This window comes from Winogradskyella pacifica, assembly GCF_003386275.1.
Lineage (GTDB): Bacteria > Bacteroidota > Bacteroidia > Flavobacteriales > Flavobacteriaceae > Winogradskyella > Winogradskyella pacifica.
On sequence record NZ_QREI01000004.1, the window covers coordinates 257898 to 275166 of the forward strand.

15 protein-coding genes are annotated in these 17269 nt (G+C 34.9%); all 15 read left to right on the forward strand.

Translation table 11 applies throughout. From position 1 onward, the window contains the following. Nucleotides 1-70: 70 nt before the first annotated feature. The 15 genes from DFQ09_RS10640 (at nt 71) to DFQ09_RS10710 (ending at nt 17232) form a co-directional block, all read left to right on the forward strand. On the forward strand, nt 71-1081 hold the full coding sequence (locus DFQ09_RS10640; protein WP_115810133.1) for a glycosyltransferase family 2 protein: 1011 nt from the start codon (nt 71-73) through the stop codon (nt 1079-1081). A gap of 7 nt (nt 1082-1088) precedes the next feature. After that, nucleotides 1089-2303 carry a glycosyltransferase gene (locus tag DFQ09_RS10645; RefSeq protein WP_181897169.1) on the forward strand — a complete coding sequence of 405 codons (1215 nt, stop codon included), beginning with the start codon at nt 1089-1091 and terminating at the stop codon, nt 2301-2303. A gap of 253 nt (nt 2304-2556) precedes the next feature. Continuing rightward, nucleotides 2557-3750, forward strand: a complete 1194-nt coding sequence (locus DFQ09_RS10650) for a glycosyltransferase family 4 protein (RefSeq protein WP_115810135.1) — start codon at nt 2557-2559, stop codon at nt 3748-3750. A gap of 132 nt (nt 3751-3882) precedes the next feature. Next, nucleotides 3883-5277: an asparagine synthase-related protein gene (locus tag DFQ09_RS10655; protein ID WP_115810137.1), complete on the forward strand. Its 1395-nt coding sequence runs from the start codon at nt 3883-3885 to the stop codon at nt 5275-5277. Then, nucleotides 5270-6328 carry a glycosyltransferase family 4 protein gene (locus DFQ09_RS10660; RefSeq protein WP_115810139.1) on the forward strand — a complete coding sequence of 353 codons (1059 nt, stop codon included), beginning with the start codon at nt 5270-5272 and terminating at the stop codon, nt 6326-6328. The genes DFQ09_RS10655 and DFQ09_RS10660 overlap by 8 nt, the downstream gene beginning before the upstream one ends. Nucleotides 6329-6339: 11 nt before the next feature. Next, a complete protein-coding gene (locus DFQ09_RS10665; RefSeq protein WP_115810141.1) occupies nt 6340-7221 on the forward strand; it encodes a sulfotransferase family protein in 882 nt (293 codons plus the stop codon). Next, nucleotides 7221-8387 (forward strand): glycosyltransferase family 4 protein, encoded by a 1167-nt coding sequence (locus DFQ09_RS10670; protein ID WP_115810143.1) that lies wholly within the window; start codon nt 7221-7223, stop codon nt 8385-8387. Before DFQ09_RS10665 ends, DFQ09_RS10670 begins: the two co-directional genes overlap by 1 nt. A 12-nt stretch (nt 8388-8399) precedes the next feature. Continuing rightward, on the forward strand, nt 8400-9434 hold the full coding sequence (locus DFQ09_RS10675) for an exostosin domain-containing protein (RefSeq protein WP_115810145.1): 1035 nt from the start codon (nt 8400-8402) through the stop codon (nt 9432-9434). Nucleotides 9435-9441: 7 nt separating this feature from the next. Continuing rightward, a complete protein-coding gene (locus DFQ09_RS10680) occupies nt 9442-9975 on the forward strand; it encodes an LbetaH domain-containing protein (RefSeq protein ID WP_115810147.1) in 534 nt (177 codons plus the stop codon). Nucleotides 9976-9998: 23 nt separating this feature from the next. Beyond that, nucleotides 9999-10733: a class I SAM-dependent methyltransferase gene (locus DFQ09_RS10685; RefSeq protein WP_115810149.1), complete on the forward strand. Its 735-nt coding sequence runs from the start codon at nt 9999-10001 to the stop codon at nt 10731-10733. Between the two features lie 95 nt (nt 10734-10828). Next, nucleotides 10829-12115: a glycosyltransferase family 2 protein gene (locus tag DFQ09_RS10690; RefSeq protein ID WP_245940348.1), complete on the forward strand. Its 1287-nt coding sequence runs from the start codon at nt 10829-10831 to the stop codon at nt 12113-12115. A 322-nt stretch (nt 12116-12437) separates the two neighbouring features. Continuing rightward, nucleotides 12438-13556: a glycosyltransferase family 4 protein gene (locus DFQ09_RS10695; protein WP_115810153.1), complete on the forward strand. Its 1119-nt coding sequence runs from the start codon at nt 12438-12440 to the stop codon at nt 13554-13556. 185 nt (nt 13557-13741) lie between these two features. Continuing rightward, nucleotides 13742-14869, forward strand: a complete 1128-nt coding sequence (locus tag DFQ09_RS10700; RefSeq protein WP_115810155.1) for a glycosyltransferase — start codon at nt 13742-13744, stop codon at nt 14867-14869. A gap of 4 nt (nt 14870-14873) precedes the next feature. Next, nucleotides 14874-16259 (forward strand): O-antigen ligase family protein, encoded by a 1386-nt coding sequence (locus tag DFQ09_RS10705; protein WP_245940349.1) that lies wholly within the window; start codon nt 14874-14876, stop codon nt 16257-16259. After that, a complete protein-coding gene (locus DFQ09_RS10710; protein WP_245940350.1) occupies nt 16210-17232 on the forward strand; it encodes a glycosyltransferase family 4 protein in 1023 nt (340 codons plus the stop codon). Before DFQ09_RS10705 ends, DFQ09_RS10710 begins: the two co-directional genes overlap by 50 nt. Nucleotides 17233-17269 lie beyond the last annotated feature (37 nt).

A 17269-nucleotide genomic window follows, 5' to 3' on the forward strand; every position in this document is an offset into this window, starting at 1 on the left:
TTTCATAAGAATTAGAATTTAGTATTCCAAGGTATGAGATGATTACATTTTTATATAAAATTGAATAATAATGAAAACAGCTTTAGTTCTTACCGTTAAAAATGAAAAGCGTTTATTGCGTGATAATCTATTATATCATCGTGCTTTGGGTGCTCATCGTATATTTGTTTATTTTGATGGTACAACAGATGATGGTAAAGCTAGTATTGAGGATTTAGACTTTGTTACGATTCAAGACTCGGTGTCTGGAGATGTGTATGCTCACTTATCTTATTTAGAAAAATTCACAAAAAATGCAGTTGAGCACCATACAGCTAGACAATGTTTAAATACCTATGATGCGATACAACACTGTAAAAAAGAAGGGGTAGAGTGGCTGATTTCTTTAGATGCTGATGAATTGGTATGTTTAGATTTTAATCAAAAACAGTCTTTTGCTGAATTTTTTGATACCATATCAAAAGATACAGCAATTGTAAACTTTAAAGTATTTGAAGTCTTACAACGTAAATTGTATTATAATAATGTATTGGAAGAAGAAACTTTGTTTAAAACCACCTCTTCTTTTAAGAATAGATTTAAAGCTGTAAAAAAGAGTGTTTTTAACCCTTTTACTAAAGAGCATCAGTCTTTTTGCTATTGGTACGGACAACATTTAGGTAAAGCTGCACTGCGCGTTTCGAATGATATTATACCCAAAAATGTACATCGTTACAAAACTATAAGTGGAGCGCCACTGAAAAATGTAACTCGATTAGGCTTATTACATTACCATGCATATGATGCAGAGGATTTTATAAAAAAATTTAAGAATTTTAAAAAGCGTGCTAACACGTATTTATCAGGTAATACAGTTGACGTTTTAAAATTATTATTACGAGACGTTGTGAATCAACCTAGTATTTCTCCTAAGGATTTAGAAGATTATTTTAAACATTATATTATGTTTTCCCCGAAAGAAGTTCGTCGTTTATTGAAGAATAGATGGGGCTACCTTTTTAGATATAAGCCAGCTCTAATTCAAAAGATTACAAGTGTTAGAGAAGTTTTTAAGAACATAGAAAGAATTAATAAAACTTAATATATTTTTGAAACCACCACTTAAAATCGCCATATACACAGGTCTTATTCCGAATACGACGTTTATAGAAACACTCATTGCTGGAGTGGCTAAGAACCATGAGGTTTTACTTTTTGGAACGGTTAAAAAGAAGACCCATTATTTTTCTAAGCGTATTACAATTATAGATACACCAACATCGCTATCTAAAAATATACCCTTAACACTTTGGAGAACCCTAAAGTTGGGTGTTCAGCATCCTAAACGGTTATCATTGGCTATAAAAGAAGCGAAAACCTATCCTACATTGTATACCAAATGGCTTCGGTTTTCACGTTTTGTGCCAGTGTTATTATACGCGCCAGATATATTTCATTTGCAATGGACAAGCCGTATAGACCGTTGGTTGTTTTTAAAATCGGCCTATCCATGTCATATTGTAGTGAGTTTGTTAGGATCGCAAGCTGCTATTTTACCTTATATAGACCCAGAAGTGTTTAAGCGTTATCAACGCTGTCTTCCTAAAGTAGATGCTATACATTCTGTATCTGAACATTTAGGGCGTCAGGCTGCAAATTTTAATGTCTCTCCAGAGCGTGTTCATGTGATTTCGACCCCTATTCCAACAGCTGCTTTTTCCTATTATAAACCTTTCCAGAAACGGGATGTTAAACCATTTCAGCTGGTATCTGTAGGACGGCATCATTGGGTAAAAGGTTATCGTTATGGCATACAAGCGGTGCATCAGCTTATTCAATCTGGTATTGCCGTTAATTATACTATTATTGCTGCAGGGAAAGTTACGGAAGATCTTTTATTTCAGGTTAACCAGTTGGGGTTACAAGATTATATAACCTTCAACCCAGGTTTGCCTCAAATGGCATTATTTGAACACTTGCAAACGTATGATGCTTTGCTATTGCCAAGTTTAAGTGAAGGTATTGCGAATGTGGTACTGGAAGCCATGGCTATAGGGCTGCCTACAATTTCTACGAATTGTGGAGGCATGGCAGAAGTTGTGATTCCTGAAAAAACTGGATGGTTGGTACCTGTTAGAGATGCTAAAGCCCTTGCTGATGCTGTTGTTGATTGTATGCAAATTGACGTTGAAGATAAGCGTAAAATTACACAGGAGGCTTATGATTTGATGAATGCTAATTATCATGAAAGACATAGTATTGCTCGGATGCTGCGGCTATATGATGAAGTTGTAGGGAGTGATGTTGAAGTGGATAAAGTGTAAAGTGTAAAGTGTAAAGTTTGAAGTGGGAAATTGAATTTGAACTCGAATTTGAGGTTGAATTTGAAGAAGAACCCTTCCGTCTTTGTTTTCTTTAAGGGAAAACAAATCCACTTTCACTTGAAAAAAGGGAAGGAGTTGGTATGACAGGATTTGATAGCGATAGGGAATAGGAGTTAGGGAATACGTGTATGTGCTCTTGTGTTTATAACTTACCTTTGTCAGTGTCATAGTTATTTGAACTAATTACAAAATTATGGGCAAACGTCTTAAAATTGCTGTTTTTTCAGGGACCATTCCGAGTACTACTTTTATTGAGCATTTAATAAAAGGAGTATCTCAAACACACGAGGTGTTATTGTTTGGTGTGCAAACTAAGCCTGTAGCTTATGGGTCTGAACACATTAAGGTTTACGGTACTCCAAAATCCCATGTAAAGAATGCTGTTGTAAGTAGTGGTAGATTACTGCAGTTGGTTCTTAAATCTCCAAAAAATGCGGTGAAATTATACCGCCATACGTCTCAATTTAAAAAGCGCTATGAGCGATGGGTTTGGTTTACAAAACTCTTACCTATAGTACTGTACAAACCGAATGTGTTACATATTCAATGGGCTAAAGATGTCGCCTTTTATACGGTATTACAAGATACGTTTGGTGTTCCTATTGTGGTGAGTTTACGTGGTGCTCATATTAATTATACTCCTATAGTCGATTTGCAAATTGCAACTATTTATAAACAGGAATTCCCAAAAATAAAAGCCTTTCATGCCGTTTCTAAAGCTATTGAAGACGAGGCAAGGCTTTATGGAGCTAAAGCTACTGCTATCCATACGATTCATTCTCCGATTCCGACTTTCTTTTTTGATCATTATCGGGCTTGTGAAACCGTGCAGGACAAAACCATACGCTTGGTTTCTGTTGGGCGCTTTCATTGGGTTAAAGGTTACGAAACAGCATTAGATACTATAGCCCTATTGAAAAATAAAGGTTATCATATTCAGTATACCATTGTAGGGCCAGACGAGTTCACTGAAGCCATATTATTTCAATGCCATCAGCTCAATTTAGTAGATAACATCGCTTTGGTTGGAGCTATGCCTCAATCAGAATTGATTTCGTTTTTACAGCAATTTCACGGCATGTTACTGCCTAGTTTAATAGAGGGAATTGCTAACGTGGTGTTAGAGGCTATGGCTCTTGGCTTACCTGTGGTGTCCACAGATTGTGGTGGTATGGTAGAAGTGGTGATTCCTGATGAGACCGGATGGTTGGTGCCTGTAAGAGATTCCGAAGCTATGGCTGATGCTGTGATAGCTTTGAGTGAAACGTCAGAATTAGAATTGCATGCGATAACGAAACGCGCCCATGAGTTTGTGAAGGAGGCTTTTAATGCTGAGGATAGTGTTAGGGATTTTGTTGCTTTGTATGAAGGTTTGGTTGGTGGTTGAAACTGAAGTTGAAATTGAACTCGAAGTTTAAACTGAAGCTGAATTTGAAGAAAACCCTTTCGACTTTGAATTTTTTGATGAAATCAAATTTCCCTTCCTTTGAAATTATTATATTCGTCGTGCTATTAGACTATGAAAACAATCATCACACCAATAATCCCTGTTACACCCACTTATGCTAAGGTAGAAGCGCCACATGAACTGCATTTGGAAGCCATCTGTGTTTTTGCTGCGATTGGTTTTTTTTTAGATACAGATACCTATTGGAAAGATGAGGTCGTGGTACGGCCAGGGTGCAAGCATACCATTTCAGAGGATGGTTATCTCTTGGATAGTATTCCTTGGTTTGAATGGCACTATACACCTGATAAAACCCGTGATTTTGACGCGACTTTACAAGAATTTACAACGCTGTTCGAATCTATTATAGAAGAACAAACGGTTGGCAAAAAAGTGATTTTACCTTTATCTGGTGGTTTAGATAGCCGAACACAGGCTGTAGCGTTACAGCATTTAAAAGCATCTGTGAATAGTTATAGTTATGATTTTCATGGAGGTTATAAAGAAACTCAAATAGCCGAAGATATTGCTAAAGTTTGTAATTTCGATTTTACGGCCTATACTATTCCAAAAGGCTATTTATGGGATGTAATCGATGATTTAGCAATATTGAATCGTTGTGAGTCTGATTTTACCGCTCCACGACAAATGGCAATAGTTGATGAATTTGATACTATGGGTGAGGTATTTTCATTAGGCCATTGGGGAGATGTGTTGTTTGATGATATGGGAGTTAGAGATGATTTACCATTAAAGGAACAGGTAAATGTCCTTCAAAAAAAACTTATTAAAAAAGGAGGGCGAGATTTAGCCGTACAACTTTGGACGCATTGGAATTTAGAAGGCGATTTTGACTCTTATTTTGAAAATCGTATTTCTACATTGCTTTGCGCTATAGATATTCCTAACAGTGCTAATGCGCGCATTAGAGCATTTAAAAGCTTATTTTGGGCACCGCGCTGGACATCTGTAAATTTAGCCATATTTGCTAGTAAGCATCCCGTAACTTTACCGTATTACGATCAACGGATGTGCGAGTTTATATGCACGGTTCCAGAAGCTTTTTTAGCCAAACGAGAGTTGCAAATCGCTTATATAAAAAAACGAGCTCCAAAACTAGCCAAAATTACATGGCAAGAGCAAAGGCCATTTAATCTCTATACGTATCCTAAAAATAAGATACCTTATAATTTGCCTTATCGTATTACCAATAAAATGGAAAGAGTCTTTCAGGAAATTTTAGGAAAGAAGTATATAGAACGAAATTGGGAGCTGCAATTTTTGGGTGTTAGTAATGAAAAGAAATTATATGACTGTTTATCACATAAAAATTTTAATGATTTTATATCGAAAGACATTGTAGACGACGCCTATTATGGTCTGCAAACAAAAACGCCTTTAATTTATGCACATCAAGTGAATATGTTGCTGGTCTTGGCTCAATTTAAACGATTTAACGATGAGTAGACCCTTACGTATTCTGTTTACTATTCCAAATTTTAAGACTGCAGGTAGTCAATACGTGTTATTAGCATTAATCGCTAGGCTAAATAAACATAATTTTAATGTTATAGTAGGTATTGAGAATCATTGGGATGAAGCAAAAAAAGTAATTCCTGTAAGTGATTTGGTAGAACTACCAAAGCTTTTTAAAGTTTCTAAAATACGTTTCCTAAAGCAGTATATTAAGGTTCTTAAAAAGAATCAAATAGATTTAGTACATTCTTGGGATTATAAATCGAATTATTTAGAGCCCTTGGCTTGTAGATTGTCAGGTGTAAAATATTTGTACACAAAAAAAAATAATTCATGGTCTCGCTCTTGGCAATTAAAAAGTCTATTTTCTCATTTTATTGCCTATGATCAACCTGAAATGAAAAAGCGGTTTTTTTCGAATAAACATTATGCGAATAAAATAAAACTAATTCCCCATGGTGTGGATTTATTAAAGTTTTTTCCATTAGAAAAAATATCACATTCAACATTTAATATGTGTTATGTCGGCACTATAAATGAAAATAAAAATCAGTTGTTTATTTTAAAAGCCATGTTGAATCTTCCTGAAACTATTCATCTAAACGTGTTTGGAAAGGCAGATGTTAATTATAAAAAAGAGTTAGATGTATTTATTGAGAATAATGATATAAAAGATCGCGTGCATTTCTATGGTTATATTTCTCAAAGTCAACTGCCTGAAATTTTCAGAATTCAAGATGTATTAGTATTGTCATCATTGGAAGAAGGTTTTCCTGTGTGTTTGTTAGAAGCTATGGCTTGTGGATTACCTGTTTTAAGTTCCGATTCTGGCGGAGGTGCAAAGTTTATGTTGAACACTATGGTTGATGACTGTTTGTTTTCAATCTATGAAACAGATGATTTTAATCATAAGATTTTGAATTTAACGCATAACCCTAATTTATATAAATCACTCAGAAGTAAAGGTTTGGATCTGGTGCACAAAAAGTTTTCAATAGAGCGAGAGGTTAATAGTTATGTTGAATTATATACTAATCTTTAATTTATAACTCCATGTCTTTTTTTCAAGGGTATAATAAGCATGTTTTAGTAGTTGGGTCTGCTCGCAGTGGTACCAGTTGGTTAAGTGAAATAATAGCCTTACAGAGCCGATACCGTATGTTGTTTGAGCCAGAGCATGAATTTAGAACACCTAAAGGTCACTTGCTTTGTGACCAATGGCTAACAACACAGGAAAATACAGAAAGTCAAAATAATTATTTAAAAGCTGTATTTAATAATCGTGTGGATTGTGATTGGATAGGTCAGATATCTAACCGTAAATTTAAGCGGCATTTATGGCCTTTTCTTCCCAAAATGTATGTTATAAAAATGGTACGTGGTAATTTGTTTGCTCGTTATGTTAACCATAAATTTGATATGCCAACGATTCATATTATCCGGAATCCCTACGAAGTGATTCATAGTCAAAAACGTGTTTGTTTTCCATGGTTATTTGATTTGTCTCATTTTGCCAACCAACCAAAACTGGTGACTTTAATTAAAAACCACTTTGGTTTTGATATTACCAACTATGAACAATTGCAACCAACCGAACGTTTAACTTTACGTTGGTGCATTGAGAATGTATTGCCATTAGAGGTGTTGGAGTCTCCAAAAGGTAAATATGAGGTTGTAAGACATGAGGACTTAATAAAAAATATAAATTTGTTTTATGGTTTGTGTGAGCGTTATGGTTTGGAGCCTTTATCTGATATTAAAACCCGTTATACAAAACCATCGAGTAAGATGCATCCAAGAAGTCAGTTGTTAAAGAAATCGACGTTTAGAGTTCCGTTGTTAGATGACGTTGATATGAAGTACATAAATGCCATTTTGTTGAAATTTAACACTAGATTATACCCTATTGTTGATGTTTATAGTCATGAAGAATAATGAATAAACATATAGCCCTTATATTATCGCAACCACCAGGCTATTCCGAGACTTTTTTTAAATCAAAAATTAAAGGCCTGCAAGACGCAGGTCATCAGGTGAGTTTGTTTGTTTATAAAGATGACCCTAGGTTTACAGACTGTAAGGTTCTTCCAATGCCTAAAGTGTATGCTAATCCTATTCGTCATTTTTTTGCGACACTAGGAGTTGTTTTAGGTTTGCTTCCTTATTATGAAAGGGTTATACGCTATATGAAACTAGAGCTTAAAGCCGAGAGAGAACTTAAACAGATTTTTAAATATATTTATATAAATGCGACAATTTTAAAAACAGATGCAGCATGGTTACATTTTGGTTTTGCAACCTTAGCTTTACAAAGTGAACATGTCGCTAAGGCGATAGATGCAAAAATGGCGGTAAGTTTGAGAGGATTTGATATTGATGTGTACCCTATGAAACATCTTAATTGTTATGCTAGATTATGGCAAAACGTGGACAAAGTTCATGCCATTTCTAAGCATACGTTGCAACAAGGCTACTATCATGGTTTGCCAAAAAACACTTCTGTTCAAATTATAACTCCTGCTGTAAAATTAGTAAACTCAGAGCTCCTTATTAATAGAGGTCAAAAAGCATTACAAATTATTACCGTTGGACGTTTACATTGGATGAAAGGGTATATAGATGTTTTGGAAGCTTTAGCCATCTTAAAACACCAAAATAACAATTTCCATTATCAAATTATAGGTATTGGCCCAGAAGAGGAAGCTCTAAAATTTGCGATACATCAATTAGGATTACAACAGCATGTGACTTTATTAGGAAAACAATCTAATGAAGCTGTTTTTAAATATATTGAAAAATCAGAGGTGTATTTACAATATAGTCATTCGGAAGGCTTTTGTAATGCGGTATTAGAAGCTCAGGCTTTAGGTAAATTATGTATCGTGTCAGATGGTGGAGGCTTGCCAGAAAATATCATAGATGGTGAAACTGGTTGGGTGGTGCCAAAGCGACAGCCAAGACTATTAGCAGAAACCCTAGAAAGAGTAATAGCACTTGATGATGCTATAAAAAGTCAATTTTCCGAACGGGCCATAGCACGTGTTCAACATGAATTTACATTACAGCAACAGCAAGCTAAGTTTGTGGAGTTTTATAATTAAAGCTAATTAGATATGACATTCTACTTTCCAAAACTGCATTATGACAAATCATTTCGTGGTCAAACCTTCCCATTGTTAAAACCTTTTTTAAAGGGCGAGGAATTTTCTGATGACGAGCGTACAGCCATGTACGGTATTTCTGAAGATGAAGTTGCGTTTGTTGATGTTTTAGAGGCTTCGGATGTGGCTATATTAACGATGTCTTGGAATTATTATGTGAAGACTAAGCAACGAGCAAAAGTGATTCAGTTTTTAAAGACTACACAGCATTTAAATATAACCACTTGGGTTGTGCTATTAGATGATGTAGGTATAGATTTTCCTGATTTTCCTCATGTGAAATTATTTAGGCAGAGTGGTTATCGTTCTAAAACTCCTAGATGGCATGTTGGGTTGCCTGTATTTATTTCAGATCCATTAAAAGCGTATTATAATCGGAATGCCATTTTTGAACGGCCTTATGTTGAAAATCCTACAATAGGTTTTTGTGGTTTTGCAACATCAAATGTTGCATTAGCTTTAAAAATAAAAGTTAAAATTGCATTAAAAAATTTGAGTTATTATTTAAAATTAAATGCTCAAGAACCTGAAATGATCTTGGCCGCAGCTCATTGGCGGCATAGTATCTTGAAGCGATTAGAGGCTCACCAAGGTCTTATTACAAATTTTATTTATAGAGCAAAGTATCGCGCAGGAACACAAAATACAGCACAACGCGCGGCATCGACATTAGAGTTTTTTAATAATATGAAAGCTTCTGATTATGTGGTTTGTGTGAGAGGGGCTGGTAATTTTTCAGTACGTTTGTACGAAACCTTGGCGATGGGACGGATTCCTATTTTTGTGAATACGGATTGTATATTGCCTTTTACAGAAGCAATAGATTGGAAGGAACATGTGGTTTGGGTGGAAGCTGATGAGATTGATAACATAGGGGCTATTGTAACTAATTTTCATGAAAAATTAACTGAAGATAGCTTTGTAGAATTACAGCAAAGTAATAGGTGTTTATGGGAAACTAAACTTCAATTAAAAGGATTGTTGTAAAATAATTATGAGTCAATACAGATATTTTAAATCAGACGTTAAAAGAATGCTAGGAAAGCATAACATTAGAATTTTACATATTTGGTTAAGCCGTTGTTTTATAGGTGTTTTACTTTATCGCTTGGAGCGGAGTTTGTATTTAACGTTAGGAAAAACATATCCTATAATTAGAATCTTATTTTTACCGTTTATTTTACCAATGCAGTCCTATTCCAATATCGATATTCATTATAAAGCTGATATTAAAGGGGGTCTTTTAATATTACATCCTTCTGTTGGGTGTGTCATTTCTGGGGCGGCTTATATTGGTGAAAACCTAACTTTAGTAGGCGGAAATGTCATAGGGTTAAAGAGTGGAGGGTTTAGTGAAAAATTTATTATTGGGGATCATTGTAGTCTTGGTGCAAATGCTACTATACTAGGGCCAATAAAACTGGGAAATTATATTGAAATAGGTGCTTCTGCTTGTGTAGTTAGTGACTTTCGGGGAGATGATTTAACGTTAGTAGGTGTGCCTGCAAAAAAAATAGAAAATAATTAATAGTTTAAAATTGAATAAAAAAAATGAATATTCGTAGTTTAATAAAGAATCCAAATAATTATATACAAAAGTTGAAATGTAGAATAACACGTTTTGTTAGAGTTTATAAATATAGTGGAGATACTGTTACTTGTGAAAATTGTTTGTGGCTAGGACAATTTTTTTTCAATGGTGAATGTCCTAAATGTAAATCACTACCAAGAACTCGATTAATACCTTTCTCAATAGATTATTTTAAATTAAAATCAAAAAATTTAAGCATTTTACACGTTGCTCCGAATCTAACAGAATATAATGGCGTTCAGTTTAAATTAGAACAAGTCAAGCAATATGACAGATTAGATATTAAGCCCATTAAGCATGTTAATTTAATAGAAGACTTATCTAATTTAACATTAAATGATGAATCTTATGATTTAGCGATAATTTGGCATGTATTTGAACATATAGAAGAAGATCTTAAAGCTATTTCTGAAGTTTATAGGGTTTTACGTCCGGGAGGGAAATTATTAATGAGTGTGCCTATTTACCCGAATGGTAATCTTAAAACTTTTGAAGATAAAGCTATCCTTTACAAAGATTATGGTCATACTCACGGTCATTATGATCATTGTAGAAGTTGTGGTTTGGATTATTATAAACGATTTGAGTCTTTTGGATTTTCAACCGAAACGTTAAATGTGAATGCATTAAATGACGATTTAATTTTAAAATATGGTTTAAGTAAAGGACACACTGTGTGGTGTTTTACAAAATAAATATGTTGTTTTCTTTTTTAAAATATTTGCAACCCACTCACTATTTTCGATTATCGAGATACAATGGGAATTCGATTTTTCCTAAAGTAAATTTGTTGCCAGATACTGTCAATTCTAAGTTAACAGAAGATTTAAATTATTCAAGTGCTTTGGCTAGGTCTTATGATTTATCATGGCAAGCTGTACAGTGTGGTTATATTGGTAATGCAGAAACCTATATTGAGTTTGATGAAATCCCCGTTGTTGATAATTACCGATTTGCTCGAAAATATTTTAGTTCGTTCTGGGTGTTGTATGTTTTAATTGTTCGCCTTTTAAGTTTTTACAATCCCATAACAGAGGTGCTTGGGTGGTGGAAGACTCGTAAGGTTTCGCGCAGCACTTATTTGGAAACACCACTAGTATATTCAGCGTATGATGCTTTTGAATCGGAGTTGATTAAGCAGAGCCCATTAGTGACAGTGGTTATCCCGACGTTAAATCGCTATCCATATTTAAAGGATGTGTTACATGATTTAGAGCAACAAGATTACACGCCTTTTGAGGTTATTATTATTGATCAATCCACGCCATTTCAATCAGAGTTTTATGTTGATTTTCAATTGGATCTACAGGTGGTGCATCAAACAGAAAAAGCCTTATGGTTGGCTAGAAATAGCGCGATAAAGATGGCCAAAGGAGACTATATCTTATTATTTGATGACGATAGTCGTGTTTCTAAAGATTGGATACGTGAGCATTTAAAAGGCTTAGATTTTTTTAAGGCCGATTTATCTTCTGGAGTTTCTATTTCTGAAGTAGGAGCACCTACACCAGCCCATTATGCGTATTTTAAAATCAGTGATCAATTAGACACAGGTAATGTGTTGTTAAAAAAAGCTGTTTTTGAAGCTATTGGTCTCTTCGATAGGCAATTTGAAAAACAACGTATGGGTGATGGTGAGTTTGGTTTACGGTCGTATTTAGCAGGTTACTTAAATATTTCTCACCCCTACGCCAAACGTTTACATTTAAAAGTAGGAAGTGGTGGTTTACGAGATATGGGCAGTTGGGATGCTTTTAGAACAAACTCGTTATTTGAGCCGCGTCCTATACCAAGTGTGCTTTATTATTTTAGACGTTATTGGGGACATACAGCAGCGCGTTGGTCTTTGCTACGTATCGTTCCATTATCTATTATGCCTTATCGTTTTAAAGGCTCGAAACCGATGATGCTTTTGGGCGCCTTGGTTTCTTTGTTTATTTTGCCTTTTGTGCTCTTTCAGGTGATTAAGTCTTGGAGGTTGGCAAGTAATAAATTAAGAGAAGGGGCTCTTGTAGAAAAGTTAAAAGTTAAAAGTGAAAAGTGGGGAGTTGAAATTGAATTTGAAGCTGAACGTTAAGTTGAATGATTGGATTGTCCCCTTGAGGGGACTTTAGGGGTGTTAGAAATGTAACGTATAGTTTCCTCGGAGCTACCGAGCGAAGCTCTTAGGGGTGTTTATAATTTCGGTACTAGGAATAACCCTTCCGTCTTTGTTTTCTTTTGAAGAAAACAAATCCACCATCCTTTATTTTCGATGGTTATCAGTTGGGAGGAGGAGCTTAATAAAAAAACAAAAGGTCATTACGAGGGCGTAGGACGACGTAATCTGTATACTATTTACGGATATTTTATGGGACTGCCGCGTCCTGCGTCCTCTCAATGACAAAATAGATTATAATTTGAATAAAAAGATTCTTATAGTTACCTCTGAATTCCCTCCACAACCTGGTGGCATTGGTGACCATGCTTACAATATGGCACTTCATTTAAGTAAAGCTGCATATGATGTTTCTGTTATTGCGGATCAACGTTCTTTAGATGGGAAGGAAGAGGCTGATTTTGATACGACTTTACCTTTTAAAATGTTACGAGTTGCGATAACTAGCCCTCGTTTTAAGATGTATATTAAGAGGCTAAGATTTTTAAGAAAGGCAATTTCTTCAGCAGACGTGGTTATTGCTTCAGGTAAATTTTCGTTGTGGAGTGTGGCTATTTTAGGTCGGCAACGATCTACTGCAAATTTGGCCGTCATACATGGGTCTGAAGTTAACTTCACCAATATACTATTAAAAACCAGTATTAATTGGGCTTTGCAACGGTTTGTAAAAATTATAGCCGTATCGCAATTTACAAAATCGTTAATTCCTGCAACAATTCAGGAAAAAACGGTAGTCATTCCTAATGGTTTTAATTCGGATAAGTGGCTTATTGAAACAACTATAGACATAGAATTAAAAGGGATTCCTAAATTGATTACAGTAGGTCACGTTAGTGAGCGAAAAGGACAACAGGAAGTGATTAAGCTGTTGCCAAATTTAGTTAAGCGTTATCCAGATATTGCCTATCATTGTGTCGGTTTGCCAACAGAGCAAGAGGCTTGTGTTTTGTTAGCTAAGCAGTTAGGTGTTGCGGATCATGTTTTTTTTCATGGCCGTGTTAGTAACGCTGTTTTGAAATCGGCATTAATGACTAGTGATGTTTTTGTGATGTTAAGTACTATAACGACCACAGGTGATGTAGAAGGTTTTGGCATTGCATTGTTAGAAGCGAATGCTTTGGGAGTTCCTACGATTGGAGCAAAAGGTTGCGGTATTGAAGATGCCATACAAGAAGGTAAATCTGGATCTTTGGTTACTTTGGGTGACGAGGTTGCTTTTGAAGCCGCTTTAGAGCGTTTAGTAACCTCAAAAGCAATGTATGCCGAAACAACAAAGGCATGGGCGAATCAGCACGACTGGGATGTCATAATTAAAAAATATATTGAAGAACTAGAACAATTGATCATAAATGTTAAATAGTCACGAATTGTATATGGCTGTTATTTAAATATTAAGTGATTTTAAAGTGTGTATGACACGTAGGTTATCAGCGAAACTTCTTATTTTTGAAGCCAATTTAAATTTGTCAATCGTAAAATATATTTACAAGATTAAAATTTATATAAAGTAGAACTTTATATTTTTTTAAACCTTATCGGATACCAATGAAATTAGTAATCATATCTCATACCGAACACTATCAAAAAAGCGATGGCAGTATTGTTGGTTGGGGGCCTACGGTTACTGAAATTAATCATCTTACCGCAATTTTTGATGATATTGTTCATTTAGGGATGTTATATACTGGTGAACCGCCAGCAAGTGCATTGCCTTATACGAGTTCGAAAATAAAATTTGTAAATATTCCAGTTGTAGGAGGTACTGGATTAAAAAACAAATTAAAAATTATAACAGCTGCTCCAAAAACGATGCAATTAGTAAGCCGTTATGTTAGCACTGCAGATTATTTTCAATTACGAACTCCTACAGGGATTGGAGTCTATTTAATTCCCTATTTAACTTGGTTTACACAAACATCAGGCTGGTATAAATATGCCGGTAATTGGAAGCAAACCTCTGCACCTTTAGGGTATGCCTTTCAGCGTTGGTTTTTAAAAAGGCAATCACGTAAAGTAACTATTAATGGTGCTTGGAATGACCAGCCACAACATTGTGAGACATTTGAAAATCCGTGTTTAACTGAAGCAGATTTAGCTTTTGGTAAAGCCATTATGACCACAAAAAGAATGGTGCATCCGATTAACTTTTGTTATGTTGGACGCTTAGAAACACCAAAAGGAGTTGGACGTATCATTGAAGCTGTAACAGCTTTAAAACCTGAAGACAAAGCAAAACTAGGTACCATTCATTTGGTTGGAGATGGGGTTGAACGAAAAGACTTTGAAACGCAGGCGGCATTAAGCGGAGTTAATTTTAAGTTTCATGGGTTCTTGTCACGTCATTCCGTTTATGAAATCTATAAAGAATGCCATGGCTTTTTAATGCCTACAACAGCATCGGAAGGCTTTCCAAAAGTATTGGCGGAAGCTATGAATTTTGGATGTGTTCCCATAGTTTCTAATATTTCTTCTATTGGGCAATACATTAAAACCGATGAGACTGGTTTTGTATTATCAGATATAAATAAAGATACGCTTAGCTCCCGTATTATTGATTTGGTAAATCTGTCTACACCTGATTATCTACGGCTAGTGTCCAATGGGCAAGAGGTTGTAAAGCGTTTTACGTTTACATACTATAATGATCATATCAAACAGGCTATTTTAAATTAAGGGTATGGGAATAGCAATGAAACATAAGCGTTATGATGATAACTTTATCCCGCTCCTTTTAGGTCATGTGTTTTTAGGTGTCGCTATTTATTTTTTTGAACCTATTGGACGTGTTTATTTTTTAGGGGTTTTGTTTTATTTTTTGTGGCATATAATTACCTCACCCGAAAAAGAAAAAACAATGTATGTCTTGTTGGGCTGTGCTTATATCGTTGGTGGTGAGGTCTTTTTGCGGATGACCAAAGGTTATTTCTTTTATGAGACAGGTAAGTATTGTGTGTTATTAATGATGCTCGTAGGAATTTTTTACAAAGGTGCATCTGGTAAGGCTTATCCTTATTTTTTATATCTTATCTTATTAGTGCCAGCCGTTATCGTTGCTTCCATTACGTTAACTTATGATATTAATTTTAGAACCAGTGTCACTTTTGTTCTTGCTGGGCCTGTAACTTTAGGTATAGCCACATTATTTTGCTATGATAAAAAAATAACACAACAACAAATTTTAAAGGTCTTGCAGTATTTAGTATTGCCTATTATTTCTATGACGGTGTATTTGTTTTTATACAATCCCTCTATACGAGAGACCATATCAAATACAGCATCTAATCCAGCAACGTCAGGTGGGTTTGGACCGAACCAAGTTTCTACAGCTTTAGGCATGGGTATGTTTGTAATGGTAGTGCGTATTTATATGCAATCTCCTAGCTTTTTCATGAAAATTTTAAATATTGTGATTTTTGCCGCTATTGCATTTAGAGCTGTTGTTACTTTTAGTCGTGGAGGAGTCTTTGCTGCTATAATATGTATCTTGGCCTTTCTTGGAATTTTGTTTCTAAAATCAAATTACAAAGTAAAAAATCAAATCATAGGCTCTACATTTGTTTTTTTATTTGCGATCAGTTCTACATGGCTTATAGCCTCAGTTGAAACGGGTGGTATGTTAGATAAGCGCTATGCCAATGAAGATTCGTTAGGACGTGAAAAGGGGGATGCAACTACAGGTAGAGGTACATTGTTTATGCAAGAAATGGATGGGTTTTTGCAAGATCCTATATTTGGCATTGGGGCTAGTAGGACAAAGGATATTCGTATTCAAGAGACAGGAGAACATTTACCCTCACATAATGAAGTTGGTCGTTTATTAGGAGAGCATGGGATGCTTGGTATTATTATATTACTAATTTTAATTATAAAACCCTTAGCATATCGTGCAAGACATCCCGGTAGTTATTTTTTTTATGCTTTTTTGTTTTTTTGGTTTGCTACCATTAATCATACGGGTATGCGGATTGCTGCACCGTCGTTATTTTATGCATTGGCCTTATTAAATATTATAAATGTTAAGAAAAAAAATATTATACATAGGAAACAACTTATACAACAATAAAACCAATCCTTCTTCTATACAGGTTATAGGTAGCCAGTTAGAGAGCGAAGGCTTTGATATGTTTTATAGTTCTAGTAAAAACAATAAGATTTTAAGGCTATTAGATATGCTTTATTCTTGTATAAAATATAGAAAAGCCGTTAGTAATGTTATCATTGATACGTACAGTACTAGCAATTTTTATTTTGCTGTCTTAGTCGGGCAATTATGTCAATTTTTAAAATTGCCTTATGTTTTAAGTCTTAACGGAGGGAATTTGCCTGCGCGTTTACAGAATAACCCTAAATTATGTGCTTTTACTTTTAAGCCTGCTAAAGCCTTAGTATCTCCATCGCTGTATTTGATGGATGCTTTTCATAAGCATGGTTATACCGAGGTGGCTTATATACCGAATGCCTTGAATTTAAATCATTATGAATTTAAGTCGAGACCGATAGAAAATATTAATTTATTTTGGCTTCGTTCCTTTTGTAAAATATATAATCCGTGCTTAGCGGTTGATGTACTGAAAGCTTTACAAGAGCAAGGTTATAAAGTGAGTTTATGCATGGCTGGCCCAGATACAGATGGTTCTCTTAAAAAAGTGAAAAAACACGCTAGGTCTTTAAATGTCGAGGTTTTCACGCCTGGAAAACTTACTAAACCAGAATGGACACACCTAGCTAAGGATTACAACGTGTTTATTAATACAACTAATTTTGATAATATGCCAGTCAGTGTTATTGAAGCTATGGCCTTAGGGTTACCTATAGTCTCTACTAATGTTGGAGGGATGCCATTTCTTATTGAAGATGAGGTTGATGGCATTTTGGTGCCGCCTAATAATTCAAAAGTATTTGTTGATGCCATTTTAAAATTAAAATCCCAACCTAATGAGACAGAAACTATGGTGGTTAAGGCTCGGGAAAAAGTAGAACAGTATGATTGGATGCTTTTAAAAGAGCGTTGGGTTGAAATATTAATTACTAATTAGTTTTTTAATTTTAAAAGATTACCTCTAAATAATATAT